Genomic DNA, 20,106 nt, shown 5'->3' with positions numbered 1-20,106 from the left:
AAGACAATTTTCTATCAATTCAGACCGATTCAAGTTGTTTAATGCGATTTTAAACCTTTAAAAAACATCAAAACAGTACGACAACATTTAAAGCGATCGTTTTCCAAACTGGAAGACATATAAAACAAGATGGAACATCCAATATAAAAATTAGAATCTATCATAATAGAGAATCCCAGTATATAGCCACCAGCTACTATATCCAGCCCGAAAACATGGATGACTCCAAACGGATCCCGCCAAACGTAACAAACGGCGAAATGATAGAGTACGAAATAAATGCGTATATCCAAATGAATGACTATCTTTGCAAGATTAAGAGAATATTAATAATCAACCCGGTACGTAATTAAAATAATAAAATGAACAGCAATTATAAAGTTGGGGATCTAATTTATGATGCGAATATTTATGATGGAATGAATACTCACATAGATGATTTGCAATTTTACAAGCGGTGGATGCCCCAAAATAAAGATGCCCGTATACTTGAGCTTTGCTGTGGTACAGGCAGACTTACTATTCCAATAGCAGAAGACGGATATAATATTAGTGGAGTAGATTACACTTTTTCTATGCTTGAACAAGCGAAAGCGAAAGCTTCCGAAGCAGGATTAAAGATTGAGTTTATTGAAGCTGATATCAGAACTTTGGATTTGCAGAATAAATATGATCTCATATTTATTCCCTTTAACTCAATCCATCATTTATATCTAAATGAAGATCTGTTTAAGGCATTTAATACCGTTAAAAAACATCTCAAAACAGGAGGCCGGTTTCTACTAGATTGCTTTAATCCCAACATTCAATATATCGTTGAACATGAAAAAAAGCAAATAGAAGTTGCTGCATATACAACTAAGGACGGAAGGGAGATATTGATAAAGCAGCTAATGCGATATGAAAGAAAAACTCAGATCAATCGAATAGAATGGCATTATTTTATTAATGGTAAATTTGATTCAATTCAAAATCTGGATATGAGACTATTCTTCCCTCAAGAATTAGATACATACTTAGATTGGAATGGTTTTAAAATTATTCATAAGTTTGGAAGTTTTGAAGAAGAAGCATTTTATGACAGTTCGGAAAAGCAGATATTTGTGTGTCAATAAACTATTAATTAATATGGAATAGCACTTCCTATTTGAAGATTTCATTTCATATTTAAATAGTATTCCCGAGTCAGTGCTATATACTCTTCACTATATTGATGACGAGCAACTTCCGTTAATAATTCTTCAACAACGCACTCTTGATCATGAAAAGAAAAAGTAATTAGCGTTCGTTTGGGAGCACCTCCCGGTTTAGTTATCACATTAAGCGAACGAACTGCATGCAAACTATGTGCAGACGCTATCGTTCTTACTCTATCAGCTACATCTGTGGGTATTACAACTGTAAAAAGACCTTCTTCCGCCAACAAATCAGCTACTCTTTCCAATAACTTCTCATAGGTTAAGGAATTATTATGCCTCGCCATATTTCGTTGCTGATCCGGACAACTGAGAGAATCCACAAAGTAAGGAGGATTGGAAACTACAACATCAAACTTGTCCAAAGATTGATAGGACAAAAAATCTTGCTTCACCACCTCTATCCTATCCTTCCAAAGAGAGCGGGTCACATTTTCTTTAGCCTGTCGGGCAGCGGCTTCATCTATTTCCAGCGCAATAACTTTCGCATCCGGCAAACTACGTTGCGCTAGCATCAAAGCAACCAATCCTGTTCCAGTACCGATATCCAGAATTCGATGTGCATCCTGAACAGAAGCCCATGCACCTAAAAGCACCCCATCCGTACCGACCTTCATGGCACATTTGTCATGCCACACTGTAAACTGCTTAAACTGAAAGAAAGGATTCGCCATTTTATTAGCCATCTAAAACCTATTTTTTACTGATCTTTGCTGAAAACCGTCAAAAATAAATAATTATTATGGAATAAATCCATTACTGCCCGAAAATTTGGCATTGTTTTTGTGTTTTTATTCCACACTGTGCTTTATTATTAGAGAGAATCAATTAACTTTGCAAACGATTTATGCATATTATGTATGACATAAACTAAATTAAAACGAAAAGATGAAAGAAAGATACTTATTGGAGGAAGAAGTTGGTGAGAACGGCTTCTCGCTAATTACTGACTATGATGGCAATGACGAACATGCGTTTGATGTGAATATAAAATCCGGTGATATCCTTCCGGTTCTCCCCCTTCGTAATATGGTGTTGTTTCCCGGAGTATTCTTACCTATCACGGTAGGTAGAAAAGCCTCATTGAAGCTCGTTCGCGAAGCTGAAAAGAAACACAAAGATATTGCAGTGATTTGCCAAAGATCGGCACACACAGAAGACCCTAAACTGGAAGATTTACACAACATCGGAACTGTTGGACGAATTGTACGGGTATTGGAAATGCCTGATCAAACGACAACAGTCATCCTTCAGGGAATGAAACGTCTGCGCTTGAAAGAGATCGTAGATACACATCCTTATCTGAAGGGTGAGGTAGAACTTCTGGAAGAAGATATTCCAAACAAAGACGACAAAGAGTTTCAAGCCCTGGTAGAAACATGCAAGGACTTGACGATGCGCTATATCAAATCATCAGAAATGCATCAGGACTCGTCATTTGCCATAAAGAACATCAGCAATCCGATGTTCCTCATTAATTTTATTTGCGCCAACCTGCCATTCAAGAAAGACGAAAAAATGGATTTATTAAGTATCAACTCACTCAGAGAACGTACTTATCATCTATTGGAAATCTTGAATCGTGAAGTACAGTTGGCAGAAATTAAGGCATCTATCCAAATGCGTGCCCGTGAGGATATCGATCAGCAACAGCGCGAATATTTCCTCCAGCAACAGATTAAAACGATTCAGGACGAACTGGGCGGCAGCGGTCAGGAACAGGAAATTGAGGAGATGCGTCTAAAAGCTGTCAAGATGCACTGGAATGCAGAAGTCAGAGAGACTTTCCTGAAAGAATTGGCTAAACTGGAACGTACACATCCGCAATCACCGGACTTCAGCGTACAGCTTAACTATCTGCAAACCATGCTTAATCTGCCATGGGGAGTTTATACAACAGACAATCTGAATTTGAAGAATGCAGAAAAGACGTTGAACAAAGACCACTATGGACTGGAAAAAGTAAAAGAACGCATTTTGGAACACCTTGCTGTCTTAAAACTGAAAGGTGATATGAAGTCACCAATCATCTGTTTGTATGGCCCTCCGGGAGTCGGTAAAACATCCCTCGGAAAATCTATCGCATCGGCACTGAAACGGAAATATGTTCGTATGTCTTTGGGTGGCGTACACGATGAAGCAGAAATTCGCGGTCACCGCAAAACTTATATCGGTGCTATGCCCGGACGAATCATCAAGAGTCTGATTAAAGCAGGAGCCTCTAATCCTGTGTTCATATTAGACGAGATTGACAAGGTCAGTGCTGACCGTCAAGGCGATCCGTCATCAGCTTTATTGGAAGTGCTTGACCCGGAACAGAATACTTCATTCCACGATAACTTTCTGGATGTAGATTATGATCTTTCCAAAGTACTGTTTATTGCAACGGCCAACAATCTGAATACAATTCCCGGACCATTGCTCGACCGTATGGAGTTGATTGAAGTCAGCGGATATATCACGGAAGAAAAAGTAGAAATTGCCCGTAAGCACCTGTTACCAAAAGAGCTGGAAGCAAACGGCCTTAAAAAGACCGATATCAAGATTCCGAAAGATACCTTGGAAGCAATTATTGAATCATATACCCGTGAAAGCGGTGTTCGTGAACTGGAAAAGAAAATCGGCAAGATCCTTCGTAAATCAGCCCGCCAATATGCAACAGATGGTTATTTTGCAAAAACAGAAATTAAACCGGCTGATTTGTATGAATTCCTGGGAGCACCGGAATATACCCGCGACAAATATCAGGGGAATGAGTACGCAGGTGTAGTAACCGGATTGGCATGGACTGCTGTTGGCGGTGAAATACTCTTTGTAGAAACGAGTCTGAGCCGGGGTAAAGGTGCCCGACTTACATTAACAGGTAATTTGGGAGATGTGATGAAGGAATCAGCCATGCTGGCACTTGAATACATTAAGGCACATGCTTCTATCCTCAATTTGAACGAAGATATCTTCGATAACTGGAATATACATATCCATGTGCCCGAAGGTGCTATCCCCAAAGACGGACCGTCAGCAGGTATTACGATGGCTACTTCTTTAGCTTCTGCCTTGACCCAGCGAAAAGTGAAAGCTAATCTCGCTATGACTGGAGAAATTACTCTCCGTGGCAAAGTACTCCCTGTTGGTGGTATTAAAGAGAAGATTCTTGCCGCTAAACGTGCCGGAATCAAGGAAATCATCATGAGTGCCGAAAATAAAAAGAACATAGATGAAATTCAAGACATTTATTTAAAAGGATTGCAATTCCACTATGTTAATGACATAAAAGAAGTATTCGCAATCGCGCTGACAGACGAAAAAGTTGCGGATGCCATTGATTTATCTGTAAAGAAACCCAGCCAGGAATGACATTTGAGTTACAATATACAGACACTAAAAGTAATGCCCGTGCCGGTCTGATAACAACGGACCACGGGCAGATACAAACACCTATTTTCATGCCTGTGGGAACATTGGGCACTGTGAAAGGAGTTCATCTCACAGAACTGAAAGAAGATATTCAGGCACAGATCATTCTGGGCAACACCTATCATTTATACTTGCGTCCGGGATTGGACGTAATTGAAAAAGCAGGTGGCCTGCATCGCTTCAATGGCTTCGATCGTCCGATGTTGACCGACAGTGGAGGATTTCAGGTATTCTCATTGGCAGGAATACGAAAACTTCGGGAAGAAGGAGCTGAATTTCGTTCACACATTGACGGAAGCAAGCACATCTTTACTCCGGAAAAGGTGATGGATATAGAACGTACGATTGGTGCTGATATCATGATGGCTTTTGACGAATGTCCTCCGGGAGATTCGGACTATGCCTATGCCAAAAAGTCATTAGGACTGACACACAGATGGCTCGATCGTTGTATACAGCGTTTCAACGAAACCGAACCGAAATATGGCTATCACCAGTCTCTCTTCCCTATCGTGCAAGGATGTGTTTATCAAGATCTGCGCAAACAATCCGCAGAGTTTGTCGCCTCCAAAGGAGCGGATGGAAATGCAATCGGTGGCTTAGCCGTAGGCGAACCGGTAGATAAAATGTACGAAATGATAGAGGTTGTCAACGAAATTCTTCCTAAAGACAAGCCCCGGTATCTGATGGGAGTCGGTACTCCTGTCAATATCCTTGAAGGTATTGAGCGCGGAGTGGATATGTTCGATTGTGTGATGCCTACCCGAAACGGACGAAATGGCATGTTGTTTACCAAAGACGGCATTATTAACATGCGAAACAAAAAATGGGAAACAGACTTCTCTCCTATCGAAGCAGACGGAGCTTCCGCTGTAGACACACTATATAGCAAAGCATATTTACGTCACCTTTTCCATGCACAAGAGCTGCTGGCAATGCAAATTGCTTCCATACACAATCTGGCATTTTACCTGTGGCTGGCAGGAGAAGCCCGGAAGCATATCATTGCCGGAGATTTCTCTACCTGGAAGCCGATGATGGTGAAAAGAGTGTCAACAAGATTATAAAGAATGAAAAGCAATCGATTTATAAAACGGCTGGATTGGTATATCATCAAGAAGTTCTTGGGGACATACGTATTTGCCATCGCATTGATTATTTCAATTGCGGTGGTATTCGACTTCAACGAGAAGATGGACAAGCTAATGGAGCATGAAGCTCCTTGGGACAAGATCATCTTTGAATACTACATGAACTTCATCCCCTACTTCTCCAATCTGTTCAGTCCGCTGTTCGTATTCATCGCCGTAATCTTTTTCACCTCCAAGCTGGCAGAGAACTCTGAAATTATAGCCATGTTCTCCACCGGTATGAGTTTTAAAAGAATGATGCGCCCTTATATGATCTCTGCCGCCATCATTGCTGTAGCGACGTTCATGATGAGCTCATTCGTCATTCCCAAAGGCAGTGTTACCCGCCTGAATTTTGAGGATAAATACATCAAGCCGAAGAAAGTAAACTCAGTCCGAAATGTACAGCTGGAAGTGGACAGTGGCGTCATAGCCTATATAGATAATTACAATGACGGGATGAAAACCGGCAATCGTTTTTCATTGGATAAGTTTGTTGACAAAAAACTTGTTTCCCATTTAACGGCGCGTCGAATCACTTACGATACAACAACGGTCAATAAATGGACTATTCATGACTATATGGTACGCGAACTGGACGGACTAAAAGAGAAAATCACTAAAGGAGACCGAATTGATTCTATTATAAATATGGACCCGTCAGACTTCCTGATTATGAAGAACCAGCAGGAAATGCTGACCAGTCCGGAATTGAGCGAATACATTGAAAAACAGAAACGGCGGGGATTTGCCAATATCAAAGAGTTTGAGATAGAATATCACAAACGAATTGCAATGTCATTCGCATCGTTCATTCTGACAATCATCGGTGTTTCCCTTTCGTCGCGAAAAACCAAGGGCGGCATGGGGCTTCATCTGGGCATCGGTTTAGGACTAAGTTTCTCCTATATCCTTTTCCAGACGATCACTTCAACCTTTGCCATCAACGGTAATGTACCTCCTGCAATCGCAGTCTGGATTCCGAATATTCTCTATGCGGGCATCGCATTCTATCTGTACCAGAAAGCACCTAAATAAAGAAATAGCATTCAGAGATTACACAATAGATATAAAATAGAAGTTCCGCCTATCCTTGCCAAAGGCAAGTGCAAGCGGAACTTTTTTGTTGTATCCATTTCCTCTTTTGTCTATTCTCCATTTTAGTCACCAAACGGTGATCCGGAAAATCCCTCTTTCTCCTTACTTTTTTCGAGACTGTCAACCAATCTCACTTACATAAGCAGAAAGATCTGCAGCAGAGATGTTTTTGGCTATAATCACACCATTTCCATCCAATAAATAGTTTGTGAACCCCCGATTCAAACGGTACTTTTTAAATAATCCGGAGTCCTCGCCTTCTGTTTCCACGAAACAAGTGGGCGTAACTATTTGGTCCTTACGAATGGTTTCTTTAAAGATTGACTGGTATTCGTCAAACGAAACTGAAACCATTTCCACATTACGGGAAGAACGAAGCACATTGCTCAAACTTACGTTTTGCATCCGGGATTGCGCGTCATAACTTGCCCAAAAACTAAGCAACACATATTTACCTTTCAAATCACCCAACTTAAAAGCCGGTTGCTCATTCGACGCAGATTCGATTTTAAAATCAGGGGCTACGTCACCCTCACTCAAACCTCCGGTAGGTTTGTCTTTCTCAACGAAAGCGGTCAAGGAACAAATCAGTAATACAACAAAAATCCATTTTACATAAGAATTCATGTAATTCGGTTTTAGTTAATACTATCCGGGACTGTCCTTTAAACAGTGGTTTCTTCCCGAAACGTTGTCTTTTCAGGCATCAGGCGAAGAGGAATCCGCTGATTATCAGTGCCTTTAATTTTGAAACCGGGTGCAAAGGTAAGTAATTATTAAACTAACTTCCAAAAAAACAAGCAATTTTCTTACTTTTTGGGTGTAACTTTTTATGTTATTTAGCATAAAAACGAACTTTTTTCCCTACTTTTGCAGCGTTAAAGTCTATTTTCTTATGCAACCATCAAATACTGAATTGATTCTGATTCGAGTCACCGGCGAAGATCGTCCGGGACTTACCGCTTCCGTGACTGAAATACTTGCCAAGTACGACGCTACTATCCTCGATATCGGGCAGGCAGACATTCATAATACATTATCATTAGGTATTCTCTTCAGAAGCGAAGAAAGACATTCCGGGTTCATTATGAAAGAGTTGCTGTTTAAAGCATCTTCATTGGGAGTTACCATTCGTTTCGAACCAATAGGTACCGATCAGTATGAGAACTGGGTAGGAATGCAGGGGAAAAACCGCTATATCCTGACGGTATTGGGCCGTAAACTTTCTGCCCGCCAGATTTCTGCTGCCACCCGCGTATTAGCAGAACAAGGCTTGAACATTGATGCTATCAAGCGTCTGACGGGCCGTATCCCTTTGGATGAAGATAAAACAGATACCCGGACCCGTGCTTGCATCGAGTTCTCCGTACGCGGTACTCCCAAAGACCGTATCGCTATGCAGGAACGGCTCATGCAACTGGCAAGCGAACAGGAAATGGACTTTTCTTTCCAACAGGATAATATGTACCGGCGTATGCGCCGTCTGATCTGCTTCGATATGGACTCCACTCTGATTGAAACAGAAGTAATTGACGAGCTGGCTATCCGGGCAGGCGTAGGTGATGAAGTAAAAGCAATCACAGAAAGCGCTATGCGTGGAGAAATAGATTTTACCGAAAGTTTCACCCGTCGTGTCGCCCTATTAAAGGGACTGGACGAATCTGTCATGCAGGAAATAGCTGAAAGCCTTCCTATTACGGAAGGCGTAGACCGCCTGATGTATGTACTGAAAAAGTATGGATACAAAATTGCTATCCTCTCCGGAGGTTTTACTTATTTCGGTCAGTACCTGCAAAAGAAATACGGCATAGACTACGTATATGCAAACGAACTGGAAATAATAGACGGCAAATTAACCGGACGTTATTTGGGAGATGTAGTGGATGGCAAACGGAAAGCCGAACTCCTCCGTCTGATTGCTCAGGTAGAAAAAGTAGATATAGCCCAGACGATAGCCGTTGGAGATGGTGCCAATGACCTCCCTATGCTGGGAATCGCCGGACTGGGAATTGCATTCCATGCCAAGCCCAAAGTAGTGGCAAATGCCAAACAATCCATCAATACGATCGGCCTTGACGGAGTGCTCTATTTCCTGGGATTCAAAGATTCTTATTTGAATATGTAATTGAGACCAAAAATTATTTTATCTTTGTCGACAAATAAAAAGAAGTGATGAAGTTTTCCGAACTAGAACTAAATGCAAATGTGCTTGATGCACTTGACGCCATGCGATTTGACGAGTGCACGCCTATACAGGAGCAAGCAATTCCAATCATACTAGAGGGTAAAGATTTGATAGCAGTTGCACAGACAGGCACTGGTAAAACAGCGGCATTCCTGCTGCCTATATTGAATAAATTATCTGAAGGAGGACATCCTGAAGATGCTATCAACTGTGTCATCATGTCTCCTACCCGTGAATTGGCGCAGCAAATTGACCAGCAGATGGAAGGCTTCTCCTACTTTATGCCCGCATCGAGCGTTGCCGTATACGGCGGAAATGACGGCATTCTTTTCGAACAACAGAAAAAAGGACTTACACTTGGCGCAGATGTAGTAATTGCTACTCCCGGACGACTGATAGCCCATTTAAGCCTTGGATATGTAGACCTCTCCAAGGTTTCTTATTTTATATTGGACGAAGCAGACCGTATGCTTGATATGGGATTTTATGAAGATATCATGCAAATCGTAAAATACTTGCCGAAAGAACGACAGACAATCATGTTCTCGGCAACTATGCCTGCCAAAATACAGCAACTGGCAAAAACCATCCTGAACAATCCGGCAGAAATCAAACTTGCCGTTTCAAGGCCGGCAGACAAAATCATTCAGGCAGCCTACGTATGTTACGAGAACCAGAAATTGGGTATCATACGCAGTCTCTTCACTGACGAAGTGCCCGAACGTGTTATTATCTTCGCTTCCTCCAAAATCAAAGTCAAAGAAGTAACAAAGGCCTTGAAAATGATGAAGCTGAATGTAGGAGAAATGCATTCCGATCTTGAACAAGCGCAACGCGAGGTTGTCATGCACGAATTCAAGGCAGGAAGAATCAATATTCTGGTAGCTACGGATATTGTTGCCCGTGGTATCGACATCGACGACATCCGTCTGGTTATCAATTTTGATGTACCGCATGACAGCGAAGACTATGTACACCGCATCGGACGTACGGCACGTGCCAATAATGACGGAGTAGCCCTTACTTTTGTCAGTGAGAAAGAACAAAGTAACTTCAAATCCATCGAGAACTTCCTTGAAAAAGAAATATATAAAATTCCCGTTCCTGCCGAATTAGGAGAAGCTCCGGAATATAAACCCCGTTCCTACAATAATAAGAGAGGTGATAACTCTAAAAGAAGAAACTTCGGAGGAAAAAGGAATAACAACAATGGAAGAAAAAACAATAACCGTCCCTCTTCTCCCGTAAGAAGCTAAAAAACACTCGTTTTATTTAGTCGGTGTAATAGCCAGTTCACCACTAAAACTGACGGTTAAATTTGCTATACTGTAAATAGAACTTTCCGGAATGGATAAAACAGCCTGATAAAGGAAACCATTCCGGTCTACCTTTACAAACTTAGTATCTGACAAAATTGCCTGCATCAGAAAATCCGCAGGAACTACACTTTCAAACATCTGTTTGGTTATATCACTGGCAAACAAGCTTTTCTTACCTTCATATACGCAAATGTGCATCACATTATCGTAGTACACATTATCCATGCTAATGCCATCTTCGGTATATATAGTTTTGACAACCCTCATTTTAGAAGGATTGATATACACATAAGCACGATAACGGTTGCCATTATAGTTTACAACACTATCACGTTTCGTCACCTCCGTATATGTAGGGATAATCATTTCCTGACCGACAAATGCCAGCGAATCATTAGGATCTTCCGACTTATGCAATCTGATCATATTATCTGTAATCGAGTGAAACCAGAAAATATGTTCCCCCTGCTTATCAATCTTATAATAAGTAGTATCATTGCCATAAGTATAAAGAGTATCCCGTATGATTTTAAATGTAATAGGAGCGCTCTGTGCATCTGCATAATAGATAGTGTCCCCTTCTATACGCATCAACGGGCTCTCAGTCTCATCATCCAGCCAGATTCCTTGCAGCAGTTCTTTCGCACTCAAATCCTCCTCTTGCCTGGAGGAAGAGTGCGGGTTCTTACTACTATTGCATGCTGCGAGCAAGATCGCTACTAACGATATCGCTACAAATTTTGTCATTCGTCTAAATTTTGTGTATAAAGATACTCTAATTATCTTATTTACCAATACATGAATAAATAAATCCGAGCTCTTCCATTTCTTTTTTATCATAGATATTGCGTCCGTCCAACACAATCTGCTGATTCATAGTCTTTTTGACCACAGCCCAAGAAGGCAGACGAAATTCCTTCCATTCGGTGATTAGCATCAAAACATCGGCATCAAGCACTGCATCATACATATCACGGGCGTAATATATAACATCACCGATACGGCGTTTACATTCATCCATTGCAGCAGGATCGTATGCACGTACCTGACAGCCTGCCTTCAGAAGTTTATCAATTAAGACCAATCCCGGGGCCTCACGCATATCATCCGTTTCCGGCTTAAATGCCAATCCCCACAAAGCAATGGTCTTACCTTTCAGTTCACCATTAAACTGCTTCATCAACTTATCAAACAACACGCTTTTCTGCGCCTCATTTACTTCTTCCACTGCACGAAGTACACGCATCGTATATCCATTTTGCTCGGCAGTCTTTATCAGCGCCTTCACGTCTTTAGGGAAGCAGGAACCGCCATATCCGATACCCGGATACAAAAACTTACGTCCGATACGGGTATCAGAACCAATACCGCTACGCACCATATTCACATCGGCACCTACCAATTCGCACAAGTTTGCGATGTCATTCATAAAACTGATACGGGTAGCCAACATTGAGTTAGCTGCATATTTCGTCATCTCAGCTGATGGAATATCCATGAAAATAACACGGAAGTTGTTCAATAAAAACGGCTTATACAGTTTCGACATCAACTTCTCCGCACGGGCAGACTCTACTCCCACTACCACACGGTCCGGACTCATAAAGTCACTGATGGCATTTCCTTCTTTCAGAAATTCAGGATTGGAAGCCACATCAAATTCAATGGTAACCCCTCTTTTATCCAGTTCTTCCTGGATGGCAGCACGAACTCTGCGCGCAGTACCCACAGGAACCGTGCTTTTCGTCACCACCAACTTATACTGATTCATATGACGACCGATTGTACGGGCAACTTCCAGTACATAGCTCAAATCAGCACTACCATCTTCGTCCGGAGGTGTACCGACAGCACTGAATATGACTTCCACATCATTGAGACAACTCTCCAGTGAAGTCGTAAATTTCAGTCTTTTTGCCTTTACATTGCGAAGCACCATTTCTTCCAGTCCATTCTCATAGATTGGAATCACTCCCTTCTGCAAAGATTCTATTTTTTCGCTATTCGTATCTACACAAGTTACGTTTACACCAATTTCAGCAAAACATGTTCCGGTAACCAAACCAACATAACCGGTTCCGACAATCGCTATTTTCATATCTATCGTTTGTTAGAGTTTATTCAAAATATACAGCATCTCTGAAAGCCATCCCCTCTTTATCCTTGGGCGACAAAAGCAGTTGCGATTCCCCAAGCATCCAGTCGATAGCCAACGTTTCATCATTATATAATATAGACGCTTCCGCTTGCGGAGCATATTTATTGTCTACCTTATACATAAACACAGCTTCTTCGCTCAACACCACAAAGCCATGAGCAAAACCACGGGGAATAAAAAACTGCCTTTTATTTTCTTCACTGAGCAACGCGCTGACATGTTTTCCAAAAGTCGGTGACGACCGGCGCAAATCGACTGCCACATCCAGCACCTCTCCTTTCAGAACACGGACCAGCTTAGCCTGACTGTATTCTCCTTTCTGATAGTGCAGTCCTCTCAACACACCAAAAGACGATTTTGATTCATTATCCTGCACAAAGTTTACCGGACCGATTTCCGCCTCAAACTCATCTTTCTTAAAGGCTTCCATAAAGTAGCCCCGCTCATCAGAATAAACGTTGGGTTCTATCAGCCACACCCCATCTATTTCTGTCTGTATATAGTTCATCGCTAGTAGTAATAAGTAAAACAGTGCAAAAGTAGTGATTTTTTCGAAGTTTTCTGGGATATATTCAATTAATCTCTTAATTTTGCACTATGATTGAATTAGCACAACACATAGAGGCTCTGTTGTTAGAGAACGATTGCGTAATCGTTCCTAATTTTGGCGGATTCGTAGCTCACTACGCTCCTGCAACCTATGTAAAAGAAGAAAATCTTTTTTTACCTCCCACACGTATCATCGGTTTCAATTCTCAATTAAAACTGAACGACGGTGTGTTGGTACAGTCCTATATGTCTGCGCATGATACCAGCTTTGCCGATGCCACCCGCATGGTAGAAAAAGAAGTGGACGCATTGATCGGGCTTCTTCACGAAGAAGGAAAAGCCCATCTGGAAAATGTGGGTGAAATTCACTATAACATTTACGGGAATTACGAATTCACTCCTTATGACCATAAGATAACCACTCCTTCTTTATATGGACTGGATTCTTTTGAAATGCGGGAGCTCTCTACACTACAACGGAAAGAAAGAGTATTAGTACCAGCCAATCTGACGAAAGAAAAGAAAACATACGAGATCAGCATCAGCCGTACCCTTCTTCGTAATGCTGCGGCAATGATTGCCGTTATCGTTATGTTCTTTGCTTTCTCGACTCCTGTAGAGAACACGTATGTAGAAAAAAACAATTATGCCCAACTGTTACCCGGTGAGCTTTTTGAGCAAATCGAAAAACAATCGGTCGCAGTAACCCCTGTCTCCGTAGTGGCCAAGCATAATCCCCAAAATGCAGCAACTTCTCAGACGAAGAAAGTTAGCGTAGATAAACCTAGAACTTCAAAACCTATCGCCGTAAAAGAAATCAAGGTTGCTAAACAGGAAACAGCACCGGCTACACCGGCAGTGGCAACTCCGGCAACACCTTCGGTTCAACCGCAAGCCAGCCATCCCTTCCATATTATTGTAGCAGGGGGAATTGGTTTGAAAGATGCTGAAGCAATGGCAGAACAATTAAAGGCAAAAGGATTTGCCGAAGCGAAAGCCTTAAACAGTGACGGCAAGATACGTGTCAGCATCCGTTCCTTTGAAAATCGCGAAGAAGCTACCAGACAATTGCTGGAACTTAGAAAAAACGAAACTTATAAGAATGCCTGGTTACTGGCAAAATAAATCCCCTTTTAAAGCATGAAACGAGTTCTTTGTCCTAAATGTGAGAATTACCTTTTTTTTGATGAAACTAAATACAGCGAAGGCCAATCGCTTGTATTCGAATGCGAACATTGCGGCAAACAATTCAGCATCCGCCTGGGAAAGAGTAAAGTAAAAGCCCTGAGAAAGGAAGAGAATCTGGAAGAAGAAGCTGAAGCTCATAAAGAAGAATTCGGATATATTACGGTGATTGAAAACGTGTTTGGTTTCAAGCAAGTGCTTCCGCTGCAAGAAGGCGACAATGTAATAGGCCGCCGTTGCGTAGGCACCGTTATCAATACACCGATTGAAAGCGGCGATATGAGTATGGACAGAAGACACTGCATCATCAATGTAAAGCGCAACAAGCAAGGAAAGCTTGTCTACACCTTACGGGATGCCCCCAGCCTTACAGGTACCTTTCTTATGAACGAAATTCTGGGAGATAAAGACCGTGTCCGTATGGAAGACGGAGCAATCGTAACCATCGGAGCCACTACATTTATTCTTCACACTGCTGAAGCCGAATAATTAAGCTATCTCACCCCGATAAAATAAAATAGCGTCACCGTTCAAGCAACAGTGACGCTATTATTATATGATATGACTAATTAAAGAATCCCCTTTACTGTTTCAAGCATACCTTTTTCCTGAATAGAGTCCAGATCAGCCTTCACAGCTTCTGTCAGTCCCGGAACCTGATTCAGATCTTCACCCCAGATAAACTCTGCAGCCAGCACACCTTCCGCAACCTTCTTCGTGCAAGCGGTAGCCCAGAGTTCCTTCAACAGGTTCATGATTTCAGGAGCATCATTTGGCACAATTTCAGCACCATCCGCACGCACACCACCTTTATAATAAGTGATAATAGCAGCCAATCCAAGTACCAATCCTTTCGGAAGTTCGCCTTTGCGTTCCAGATAAGTCTTCAATCCCGGAAGATCACGAGTCTCATATTTCGGGAATGAGTTCAGCATAATGCTTGTTACCGCATGATCGACGAATGGATTGTTGAAACGTTCCAATACATCCTCTGCAAACTTCTTCACTTCATCTTTCGGAAGATTCAATGTTTCCATCAGTTCATCAAACATCACTTTGTGGATGTACTTGCCGATTACTTCATGCTGACAAGCATCACGTACAATATTCACACCCGACAAGTACGCTACCGGAGAAAGAACAGTATGAGGGCCATTGAGCAATGTTACTTTGCGTTCGTGATAAGGAGCTTCCGACGGTACGAACAATACATTCAGTCCTGCCTTATCAGCCGGGAATTCTTTAGCCACTTCCTGCGGAGCTTCAATTACCCACAAATGGAAGATTTCAGCCTGTACAACAAGGTTATCGTCATACTGTATCTTTTCTTTGATAGCATCGATATCCTTGCGGGGGAATCCCGGAACGATACGGTCTACCAGCGTTGCATATACTCCGCAAGCTTCTTCAAACCAAGTTTTGAATTCATTGCCAAGATTCCACAGGTCGATATACTGATAGATCGTTTCCTTCAGCTTGTGACCATTCAGGAAAATAAGTTCGCAAGGGAAGATTATCAATCCCTTGGTCTTGTCGCCATTAAACGTTTTGAAACGGTGATACAACAGCTGAGTCAGTTTGCCGGGATAAGATGAAGCAGGAGCATCATCAAGTTTACAAGACGGATCAAAAGCAATTCCGGCTTCTGTAGTATTCGAAATAACAAAGCGCATTTCCGGTTGCTCAGCCAGCTTCATGAATTCGTCATTCTGCGTATAAGGGTTCAATGCACGACTGATTACATCAATCATTGTCAGGCTGTTAACCACTTCTCCTTTATCCAGTCCTTGAAGGTTGACATGATACAGATCATCCTGTGCGTTCAGCATATCGACCATTCCTTTATCAATGGGTTGAACCACTACCACACTGCTGTTGAAGTCAGTCTTCTCGTTCATGTTATAAATAATCCAATCTACGAATGCGCGTAAAAAGTTACCTTCACCAAATTGGATAATACGCTCCGGACGCTGTACTTTAGGAGCTGTTTCTTTGTTTAATGCTTTCATGTTAGTTGTAATTTATAAAGTTGATATTATACAAATTCGAAATAAAAATCAATATTTTCTTTGATCATAATGTCGATAGGCATGTATTTCACCGGATCGACAGACTTCTTAAAAACGACGTGATCGCACAGAGCTTTCACTCCACAATATCCTTGCAGTCCCGGACGTTGCCCGATCAGATAATGCACATCACCGGATTTCAGCAGTTCCACATTCGCTTTCAAAAGGTCATACCCTATCAGCCCCTTCATGCTTCGTCCCGAAGTGCGGAGATATTCGCCTAACTGGTACACTCTGGAATTGAATACCACCCCAAGCGTAGCTTTCGGATGCAGCCGGAAAAATTCATCCAATGTCTTCCGGTTGTTTTCCTGATTGGACTTGTTCAGCACAACTTCATGGATCACCAGCTTTTCATACTCTTCGGTGATATAGCTCATAAATCCTGCCAAACGCCGTTGCATCTGTATTTCTGCCGGACTATTCTTATTATTACTCAAGAACAAAACCAGCTCCTGTCCTTCTCCGGCCTGGTAGTTGCGCATCAATATCTTCGCGGCAATGTATCCGCTTTTGTAGGAATCTTGCCCGATATAAGTCAGCGCATTCGCTTCCTCCATATTAAAGTCAACAAAGGCATAAGCTATTTTCTTAGTTTGCAGATAGTCCGTCAAAGCCAGTGTTTCAGTTCTGAAATTGGGAGCGATCAGTACGGCATCGACATTGCTTTCTTCAACCCTGCGGCACACTTCCTGATAACTCTCCTTATCACCTTGACGGTAACAAAGATAATCCACGCTCACATTAAAAGGACGCAACTCCTGACGTGCCCGCTCGATGCCACTCACTACCGAATGCCAGTAGTCATGTTCTATATAATAAGGTATCAGGCAGATAAAGGAATATTTCTTCTTGGCAGCCAGTCCGATAGCAAATACATTAGGCTGGTAATGGATTTCGTCCAATACCTTTTGTACTTTAGCTTTGCTTTGGGGAGATACGTCGCCGCGATTGTGCAGCACTCTGTCAACCGTGCCAGCGGAAACACCCGCCATACGGGCAATGTCTTTGATGGTATAGTTCTGGTCCTCCATAGTGCTAAAACTTAAATATTATAAATAATCGCTGCAAATATACGAATTATTTTGTTACTCCAAGTAAATTTTCTACTTTTGTGTTCGATAACGGTTAATAAAACTAAAACGAAGATTTACACCTATTAGCTTTAAAATCAATACTATATAGGTATAAATGCAGAAAGTAATAATTTTATATACTAAAAACACAGTAACAATGAAGAACTTCATGGATGAAAACTTCTTGCTGCAGACAGAAACTGCGCAGAAGTTGTATCACGAGCATGCGGCTAAAATGCCGATTATTGACTACCACTGTCATTTAATTCCTCAAATGGTAGCTGACGACTACAAGTTTAAGTCACTGACTGAAATCTGGCTGGGCGGCGACCATTACAAATGGCGTGCGATGCGTACCAATGGCGTAGACGAACGCTACTGTACAGGAAAAGATACCACAGACTGGGAAAAGTTCGAAAAATGGGCTGAAACAGTTCCTTATACTTTCCGCAACCCATTGTATCATTGGACACATCTGGAATTGAAGACAGCTTTCGGCATCGACAAGATTTTAAGCCCGAAAACTGCACGCGAGATTTATGACGAATGCAACGAGAAGCTGGCCCAACCGGAATATTCGGCCCGCGGAATGATGCGTCGCTATCACGTAGAGGTAGTATGTACTACTGACGACCCGATTGATTCTCTGGAATATCATATACAGACACGCGAAAGCGGTTTTGAAATCAAGATGTTGCCAACCTGGCGTCCTGACAAGGCAATGGCGGTAGAAGTTCCTGCCGACTTCCGTGCTTATGTAGAAAAGCTATCAGCAGTGAGTGGTGTGACAATCTCCAATTTTGATGATATGATTGCCGCCCTTCGCAAGCGTCACGACTTCTTTGCCGAACAAGGTTGCCGTTTGTCCGACCACGGTATTGAAGAGTTCTATGCAGAAGATTATACCGATGCAGAAATCAAAGCCATATTTAATAAGGTATATGGCGGAACTGAATTGACCAAAGAAGAAATTCTGAAATTCAAGTCTGCGATGCTGGTGATCTTCGGAGAAATGGACTGGGAAAAAGGCTGGACTCAGCAATTCCACTACGGTGCTATCCGCAATAACAATACGAAGATGTTCAAATTGCTGGGCCCTGATACAGGCTTCGACTCTATCGGCGAATTTACAACAGCCAAAGCGATGTCTAAATTCCTCGACCGTCTGAACGTTAACGGTAAGTTGACTAAGACAATCCTCTACAACCTGAATCCTTGCGCCAACGAAGTGATTGCCACTATGCTGGGCAACTTCCAGGATGGTTCGATAGCCGGCAAGATTCAGTTCGGTTCCGGATGGTGGTTCCTCGATCAAAAGGACGGTATGGAAAAACAAATGAACGCTTTATCCGTACTAGGGCTTTTGAGCCGTTTCGTAGGTATGCTAACCGATTCCCGCTCATTCCTTTCTTACCCACGTCACGAATACTTCCGCCGTACCTTGTGTAATTTGGTAGGACGTGATGTAGAGAACGGAGAAATTCCGGTATCTGAGATGGACCGCGTAAATCAGATGATTGAAGATATCAGTTATAACAATGCTAAGAACTTCTTCAAGTTCTAACATAAGAATCACTTTATAACAAATACCGCTGCCCAAGTTTAATACTCCGGACAGCGGTATTTTTGTTTGATCTCCATTTTTCTCTCTTATCGTTTCAAACACACTATTCTATTGTCACTTATCACTTTCTACGGTCAATCAACTATAAATCAATAAGATTGAAGTGACAATAAGTGGTGATAATAAGGTGATAATAGGATTTATACAAATTCATTTATCACGCTGCATTATGGCCATTAATCTTTTACCATATTGATTATCAGCACATAAGCAGAGAACAGACTCATTTGTTTCCCCAACACAAAAAACACCATTCCCGACTTAATAATTGCTTTTTGCATCGTTTTATTCTCCATAATCCCCACTAATCACCCTCTTCTTTTGCGATTAGCAAGAGATTTTTCCCATGAGCCCTTTAAAGTAATCCTCCGACGCCCGTCGAAACATATTAAGATAGCAGGTATTACAGCTAAAGCCAGTATATTTAATGCACTGACAAAGCCCGATTAATCAATTCTGTCAGATATATGCTTTCGTCTCACGTACGTGAAGCATTCGGACTACGTACATGATCCCGTCGGTTCACGTATGTAAGCCGATGGGACCATGTACATGAAACCTGTCTTTATTACTATTAAAAGGCATTAATCTAACGTACAGAAGAGATTAATAAACGGAACATTGATTATTAAATCAAGCAGGTGATTCTTATAAGGCCGGCTGGTGATTCCGGGTCAGTTCGAAACCCCGGTTGTTTTCAGATTATTTTTTTGTACGGAAATAAGCCAAATTAAAAGTAGGCAGTATCTTTATTGGGGCCGACTAAAAAGTCGTTAGTATCTTAAATCTCCTCCTTCGGGAAGGAGGGGAATTTGAGTTACTATCGATTTATGAGATTTATTCATTCCGGTATAGTATGGAGCTCAAACAGGGTTTTCGGACTAACCCATTCTCTCCCCCATACAAGTGACAAGTCGAATTATAATAAAAAAAGGAGAACCTTTTTAAGATTCTCCTTCTATGCTTTTGTACACCCTCAGGGATTCGAACCCTGGACCCACTGATTAAGAGTCAGTTGCTCTACCAACTGAGCTAAGAGTGCTTATTTCCTCGTTTGCGGTTGCAAAAGTAGGTCTTTTATTTCATTTGTCCAAACAATAATG

The 20,106-nt window shown here is 41.8% G+C and carries 17 protein-coding genes and 1 tRNA gene; 10 read left to right on the top strand and 8 right to left on the bottom strand.

Annotation, left to right across the window (positions count from 1 at the left end):
- Positions 1-95: 95 nt before the first annotated feature.
- Together HMPREF2794_RS27435 and HMPREF2794_RS01340 are read left to right on the top strand one after the other, a co-directional pair.
- Positions 96-353, top strand: coding sequence for an Arm DNA-binding domain-containing protein (locus tag HMPREF2794_RS27435; RefSeq protein WP_081030748.1), 258 nt, complete (start codon positions 96-98; stop codon positions 351-353).
- A gap of 9 nt (positions 354-362) precedes the next feature.
- Positions 363-1,115, top strand: a complete 753-nt coding sequence (locus HMPREF2794_RS01340) for a class I SAM-dependent methyltransferase (protein ID WP_055268825.1) — start codon at positions 363-365, stop codon at positions 1,113-1,115.
- Between the two features lie 41 nt (positions 1,116-1,156).
- On the opposite strand, the gene HMPREF2794_RS01335 is transcribed toward HMPREF2794_RS01340, so the two are convergent.
- Positions 1,157-1,870 carry a tRNA1(Val) (adenine(37)-N6)-methyltransferase gene (locus tag HMPREF2794_RS01335; protein ID WP_055268907.1) on the bottom strand — a complete coding sequence of 238 codons (714 nt, stop codon included), beginning with the start codon at positions 1,868-1,870 and terminating at the stop codon, positions 1,157-1,159.
- 214 nt (positions 1,871-2,084) lie between these two features.
- Here HMPREF2794_RS01335 and lon point away from each other — a divergent pair, with 214 nt between their 5' ends.
- From lon to HMPREF2794_RS01320, 3 genes are read left to right on the top strand one after another with little or no spacing between them, the layout of a single operon-like run.
- Positions 2,085-4,550, top strand: a complete 2,466-nt coding sequence (gene lon, locus HMPREF2794_RS01330; RefSeq protein WP_010538054.1) for an endopeptidase La — start codon at positions 2,085-2,087, stop codon at positions 4,548-4,550.
- On the top strand, positions 4,547-5,677 hold the full coding sequence (tgt, locus tag HMPREF2794_RS01325; protein WP_022300734.1) for a tRNA guanosine(34) transglycosylase Tgt: 1,131 nt from the start codon (positions 4,547-4,549) through the stop codon (positions 5,675-5,677). Before lon ends, tgt begins: the two co-directional genes overlap by 4 nt.
- A 3-nt stretch (positions 5,678-5,680) precedes the next feature.
- Positions 5,681-6,778 carry an LptF/LptG family permease gene (locus tag HMPREF2794_RS01320; RefSeq protein ID WP_010538056.1) on the top strand — a complete coding sequence of 366 codons (1,098 nt, stop codon included), beginning with the start codon at positions 5,681-5,683 and terminating at the stop codon, positions 6,776-6,778.
- A 180-nt stretch (positions 6,779-6,958) separates the two neighbouring features.
- Here HMPREF2794_RS01320 and HMPREF2794_RS01315 read toward each other — a convergent pair whose 3' ends face one another.
- Positions 6,959-7,465: a redoxin domain-containing protein gene (locus tag HMPREF2794_RS01315; protein ID WP_055268824.1), complete on the bottom strand. Its 507-nt coding sequence runs from the start codon at positions 7,463-7,465 to the stop codon at positions 6,959-6,961.
- A 268-nt stretch (positions 7,466-7,733) separates the two neighbouring features.
- On the opposite strand from HMPREF2794_RS01315, the gene serB reads away from it, so the two are divergent.
- Together serB and HMPREF2794_RS01305 are read left to right on the top strand one after the other, a co-directional pair.
- On the top strand, positions 7,734-8,963 hold the full coding sequence (gene serB / locus HMPREF2794_RS01310) for a phosphoserine phosphatase SerB (protein WP_010538058.1): 1,230 nt from the start codon (positions 7,734-7,736) through the stop codon (positions 8,961-8,963).
- Positions 8,964-9,010: 47 nt separating this feature from the next.
- The gene (locus HMPREF2794_RS01305; RefSeq protein WP_010538059.1) at positions 9,011-10,279 is read left to right on the top strand and encodes a DEAD/DEAH box helicase; all 1,269 of its coding nucleotides are present in this window, start codon (positions 9,011-9,013) and stop codon (positions 10,277-10,279) included.
- Positions 10,280-10,291: 12 nt separating this feature from the next.
- Here HMPREF2794_RS01305 and HMPREF2794_RS01300 read toward each other — a convergent pair whose 3' ends face one another.
- Genes HMPREF2794_RS01300 through rfbC form a run of 3 tightly spaced genes read right to left on the bottom strand, consistent with a single transcriptional unit; the run spans position 10,292 to position 13,008 of the window.
- Positions 10,292-11,089, bottom strand: a complete 798-nt coding sequence (locus tag HMPREF2794_RS01300; RefSeq protein ID WP_022300906.1) for a DUF4738 domain-containing protein — start codon at positions 11,087-11,089, stop codon at positions 10,292-10,294.
- A gap of 37 nt (positions 11,090-11,126) precedes the next feature.
- On the bottom strand, positions 11,127-12,440 hold the full coding sequence (locus HMPREF2794_RS01295; RefSeq protein WP_010538061.1) for a UDP-glucose dehydrogenase family protein: 1,314 nt from the start codon (positions 12,438-12,440) through the stop codon (positions 11,127-11,129).
- A 19-nt stretch (positions 12,441-12,459) separates the two neighbouring features.
- Entirely contained in the window at positions 12,460-13,008 is a 549-nt protein-coding gene (gene rfbC / locus HMPREF2794_RS01290) for a dTDP-4-dehydrorhamnose 3,5-epimerase (protein ID WP_010538062.1), read from the bottom strand.
- A gap of 89 nt (positions 13,009-13,097) precedes the next feature.
- Here rfbC and HMPREF2794_RS01285 point away from each other — a divergent pair, with 89 nt between their 5' ends.
- Both HMPREF2794_RS01285 and HMPREF2794_RS01280 read left to right on the top strand, forming a co-directional pair.
- Positions 13,098-14,174: an HU domain-containing protein gene (locus HMPREF2794_RS01285; protein ID WP_010538063.1), complete on the top strand. Its 1,077-nt coding sequence runs from the start codon at positions 13,098-13,100 to the stop codon at positions 14,172-14,174.
- Positions 14,175-14,189: 15 nt separating this feature from the next.
- Positions 14,190-14,723: an FHA domain-containing protein gene (locus HMPREF2794_RS01280; protein ID WP_008765683.1), complete on the top strand. Its 534-nt coding sequence runs from the start codon at positions 14,190-14,192 to the stop codon at positions 14,721-14,723.
- A gap of 80 nt (positions 14,724-14,803) precedes the next feature.
- Here HMPREF2794_RS01280 and HMPREF2794_RS01275 read toward each other — a convergent pair whose 3' ends face one another.
- Together HMPREF2794_RS01275 and HMPREF2794_RS01270 are read right to left on the bottom strand one after the other, a co-directional pair.
- Entirely contained in the window at positions 14,804-16,243 is a 1,440-nt protein-coding gene (locus HMPREF2794_RS01275) for a tagaturonate reductase (RefSeq protein ID WP_055268823.1), read from the bottom strand.
- 26 nt (positions 16,244-16,269) lie between these two features.
- The gene (locus HMPREF2794_RS01270) at positions 16,270-17,337 is read right to left on the bottom strand and encodes a LacI family DNA-binding transcriptional regulator (RefSeq protein ID WP_055268822.1); all 1,068 of its coding nucleotides are present in this window, start codon (positions 17,335-17,337) and stop codon (positions 16,270-16,272) included.
- A 199-nt stretch (positions 17,338-17,536) separates the two neighbouring features.
- On the opposite strand from HMPREF2794_RS01270, the gene uxaC reads away from it, so the two are divergent.
- Positions 17,537-18,943, top strand: coding sequence for a glucuronate isomerase (gene uxaC / locus HMPREF2794_RS01265; RefSeq protein ID WP_010538066.1), 1,407 nt, complete (start codon positions 17,537-17,539; stop codon positions 18,941-18,943).
- A 1,029-nt stretch (positions 18,944-19,972) separates the two neighbouring features.
- Here the strand turns inward: uxaC and HMPREF2794_RS01260 are convergent.
- Positions 19,973-20,045 (bottom strand) — tRNA-Lys (locus HMPREF2794_RS01260).
- Positions 20,046-20,106 lie beyond the last annotated feature (61 nt).

This window comes from Bacteroides sp. HMSC067B03 (genome assembly GCF_001811315.1).
Classification (GTDB): domain Bacteria; phylum Bacteroidota; class Bacteroidia; order Bacteroidales; family Bacteroidaceae; genus Bacteroides; species Bacteroides faecis.
This window is presented reverse-complemented; position numbering and strand designations above follow the sequence as displayed.

Excerpts from the sequence above, each read along its gene's own strand:
- HMPREF2794_RS01320 (WP_010538056.1), top strand. The coding sequence starts at position 5,681 with ATGAAAAGCAATCGATTTATAAAACGGCTGGATTGGTATATCATCAAG.
- HMPREF2794_RS01315 (WP_055268824.1), bottom strand. The coding sequence starts at position 7,465 with ATGAATTCTTATGTAAAATGGATTTTTGTTGTATTACTGATTTGTTCC.
- HMPREF2794_RS01285 (WP_010538063.1), top strand. The coding sequence starts at position 13,098 with ATGATTGAATTAGCACAACACATAGAGGCTCTGTTGTTAGAGAACGAT.
- HMPREF2794_RS01280 (WP_008765683.1), top strand. The coding sequence starts at position 14,190 with ATGAAACGAGTTCTTTGTCCTAAATGTGAGAATTACCTTTTTTTTGAT.
- HMPREF2794_RS01275 (WP_055268823.1), bottom strand. The coding sequence starts at position 16,243 with ATGAAAGCATTAAACAAAGAAACAGCTCCTAAAGTACAGCGTCCGGAG.
- rfbC (WP_010538062.1), bottom strand. The coding sequence starts at position 13,008 with ATGAACTATATACAGACAGAAATAGATGGGGTGTGGCTGATAGAACCC.
- HMPREF2794_RS01270 (WP_055268822.1), bottom strand. The coding sequence starts at position 17,337 with ATGGAGGACCAGAACTATACCATCAAAGACATTGCCCGTATGGCGGGT.
- serB (WP_010538058.1), top strand. The coding sequence starts at position 7,734 with ATGCAACCATCAAATACTGAATTGATTCTGATTCGAGTCACCGGCGAA.
- HMPREF2794_RS01335 (WP_055268907.1), bottom strand. The coding sequence starts at position 1,870 with ATGGCGAATCCTTTCTTTCAGTTTAAGCAGTTTACAGTGTGGCATGAC.
- lon (WP_010538054.1), top strand. The coding sequence starts at position 2,085 with ATGAAAGAAAGATACTTATTGGAGGAAGAAGTTGGTGAGAACGGCTTC.
- tgt (WP_022300734.1), top strand. The coding sequence starts at position 4,547 with ATGACATTTGAGTTACAATATACAGACACTAAAAGTAATGCCCGTGCC.
- HMPREF2794_RS01340 (WP_055268825.1), top strand. The coding sequence starts at position 363 with ATGAACAGCAATTATAAAGTTGGGGATCTAATTTATGATGCGAATATT.
- HMPREF2794_RS01295 (WP_010538061.1), bottom strand. The coding sequence starts at position 12,440 with ATGAAAATAGCGATTGTCGGAACCGGTTATGTTGGTTTGGTTACCGGA.
- HMPREF2794_RS01300 (WP_022300906.1), bottom strand. The coding sequence starts at position 11,089 with ATGACAAAATTTGTAGCGATATCGTTAGTAGCGATCTTGCTCGCAGCA.
- HMPREF2794_RS01305 (WP_010538059.1), top strand. The coding sequence starts at position 9,011 with ATGAAGTTTTCCGAACTAGAACTAAATGCAAATGTGCTTGATGCACTT.
- uxaC (WP_010538066.1), top strand. The coding sequence starts at position 17,537 with ATGAAGAACTTCATGGATGAAAACTTCTTGCTGCAGACAGAAACTGCG.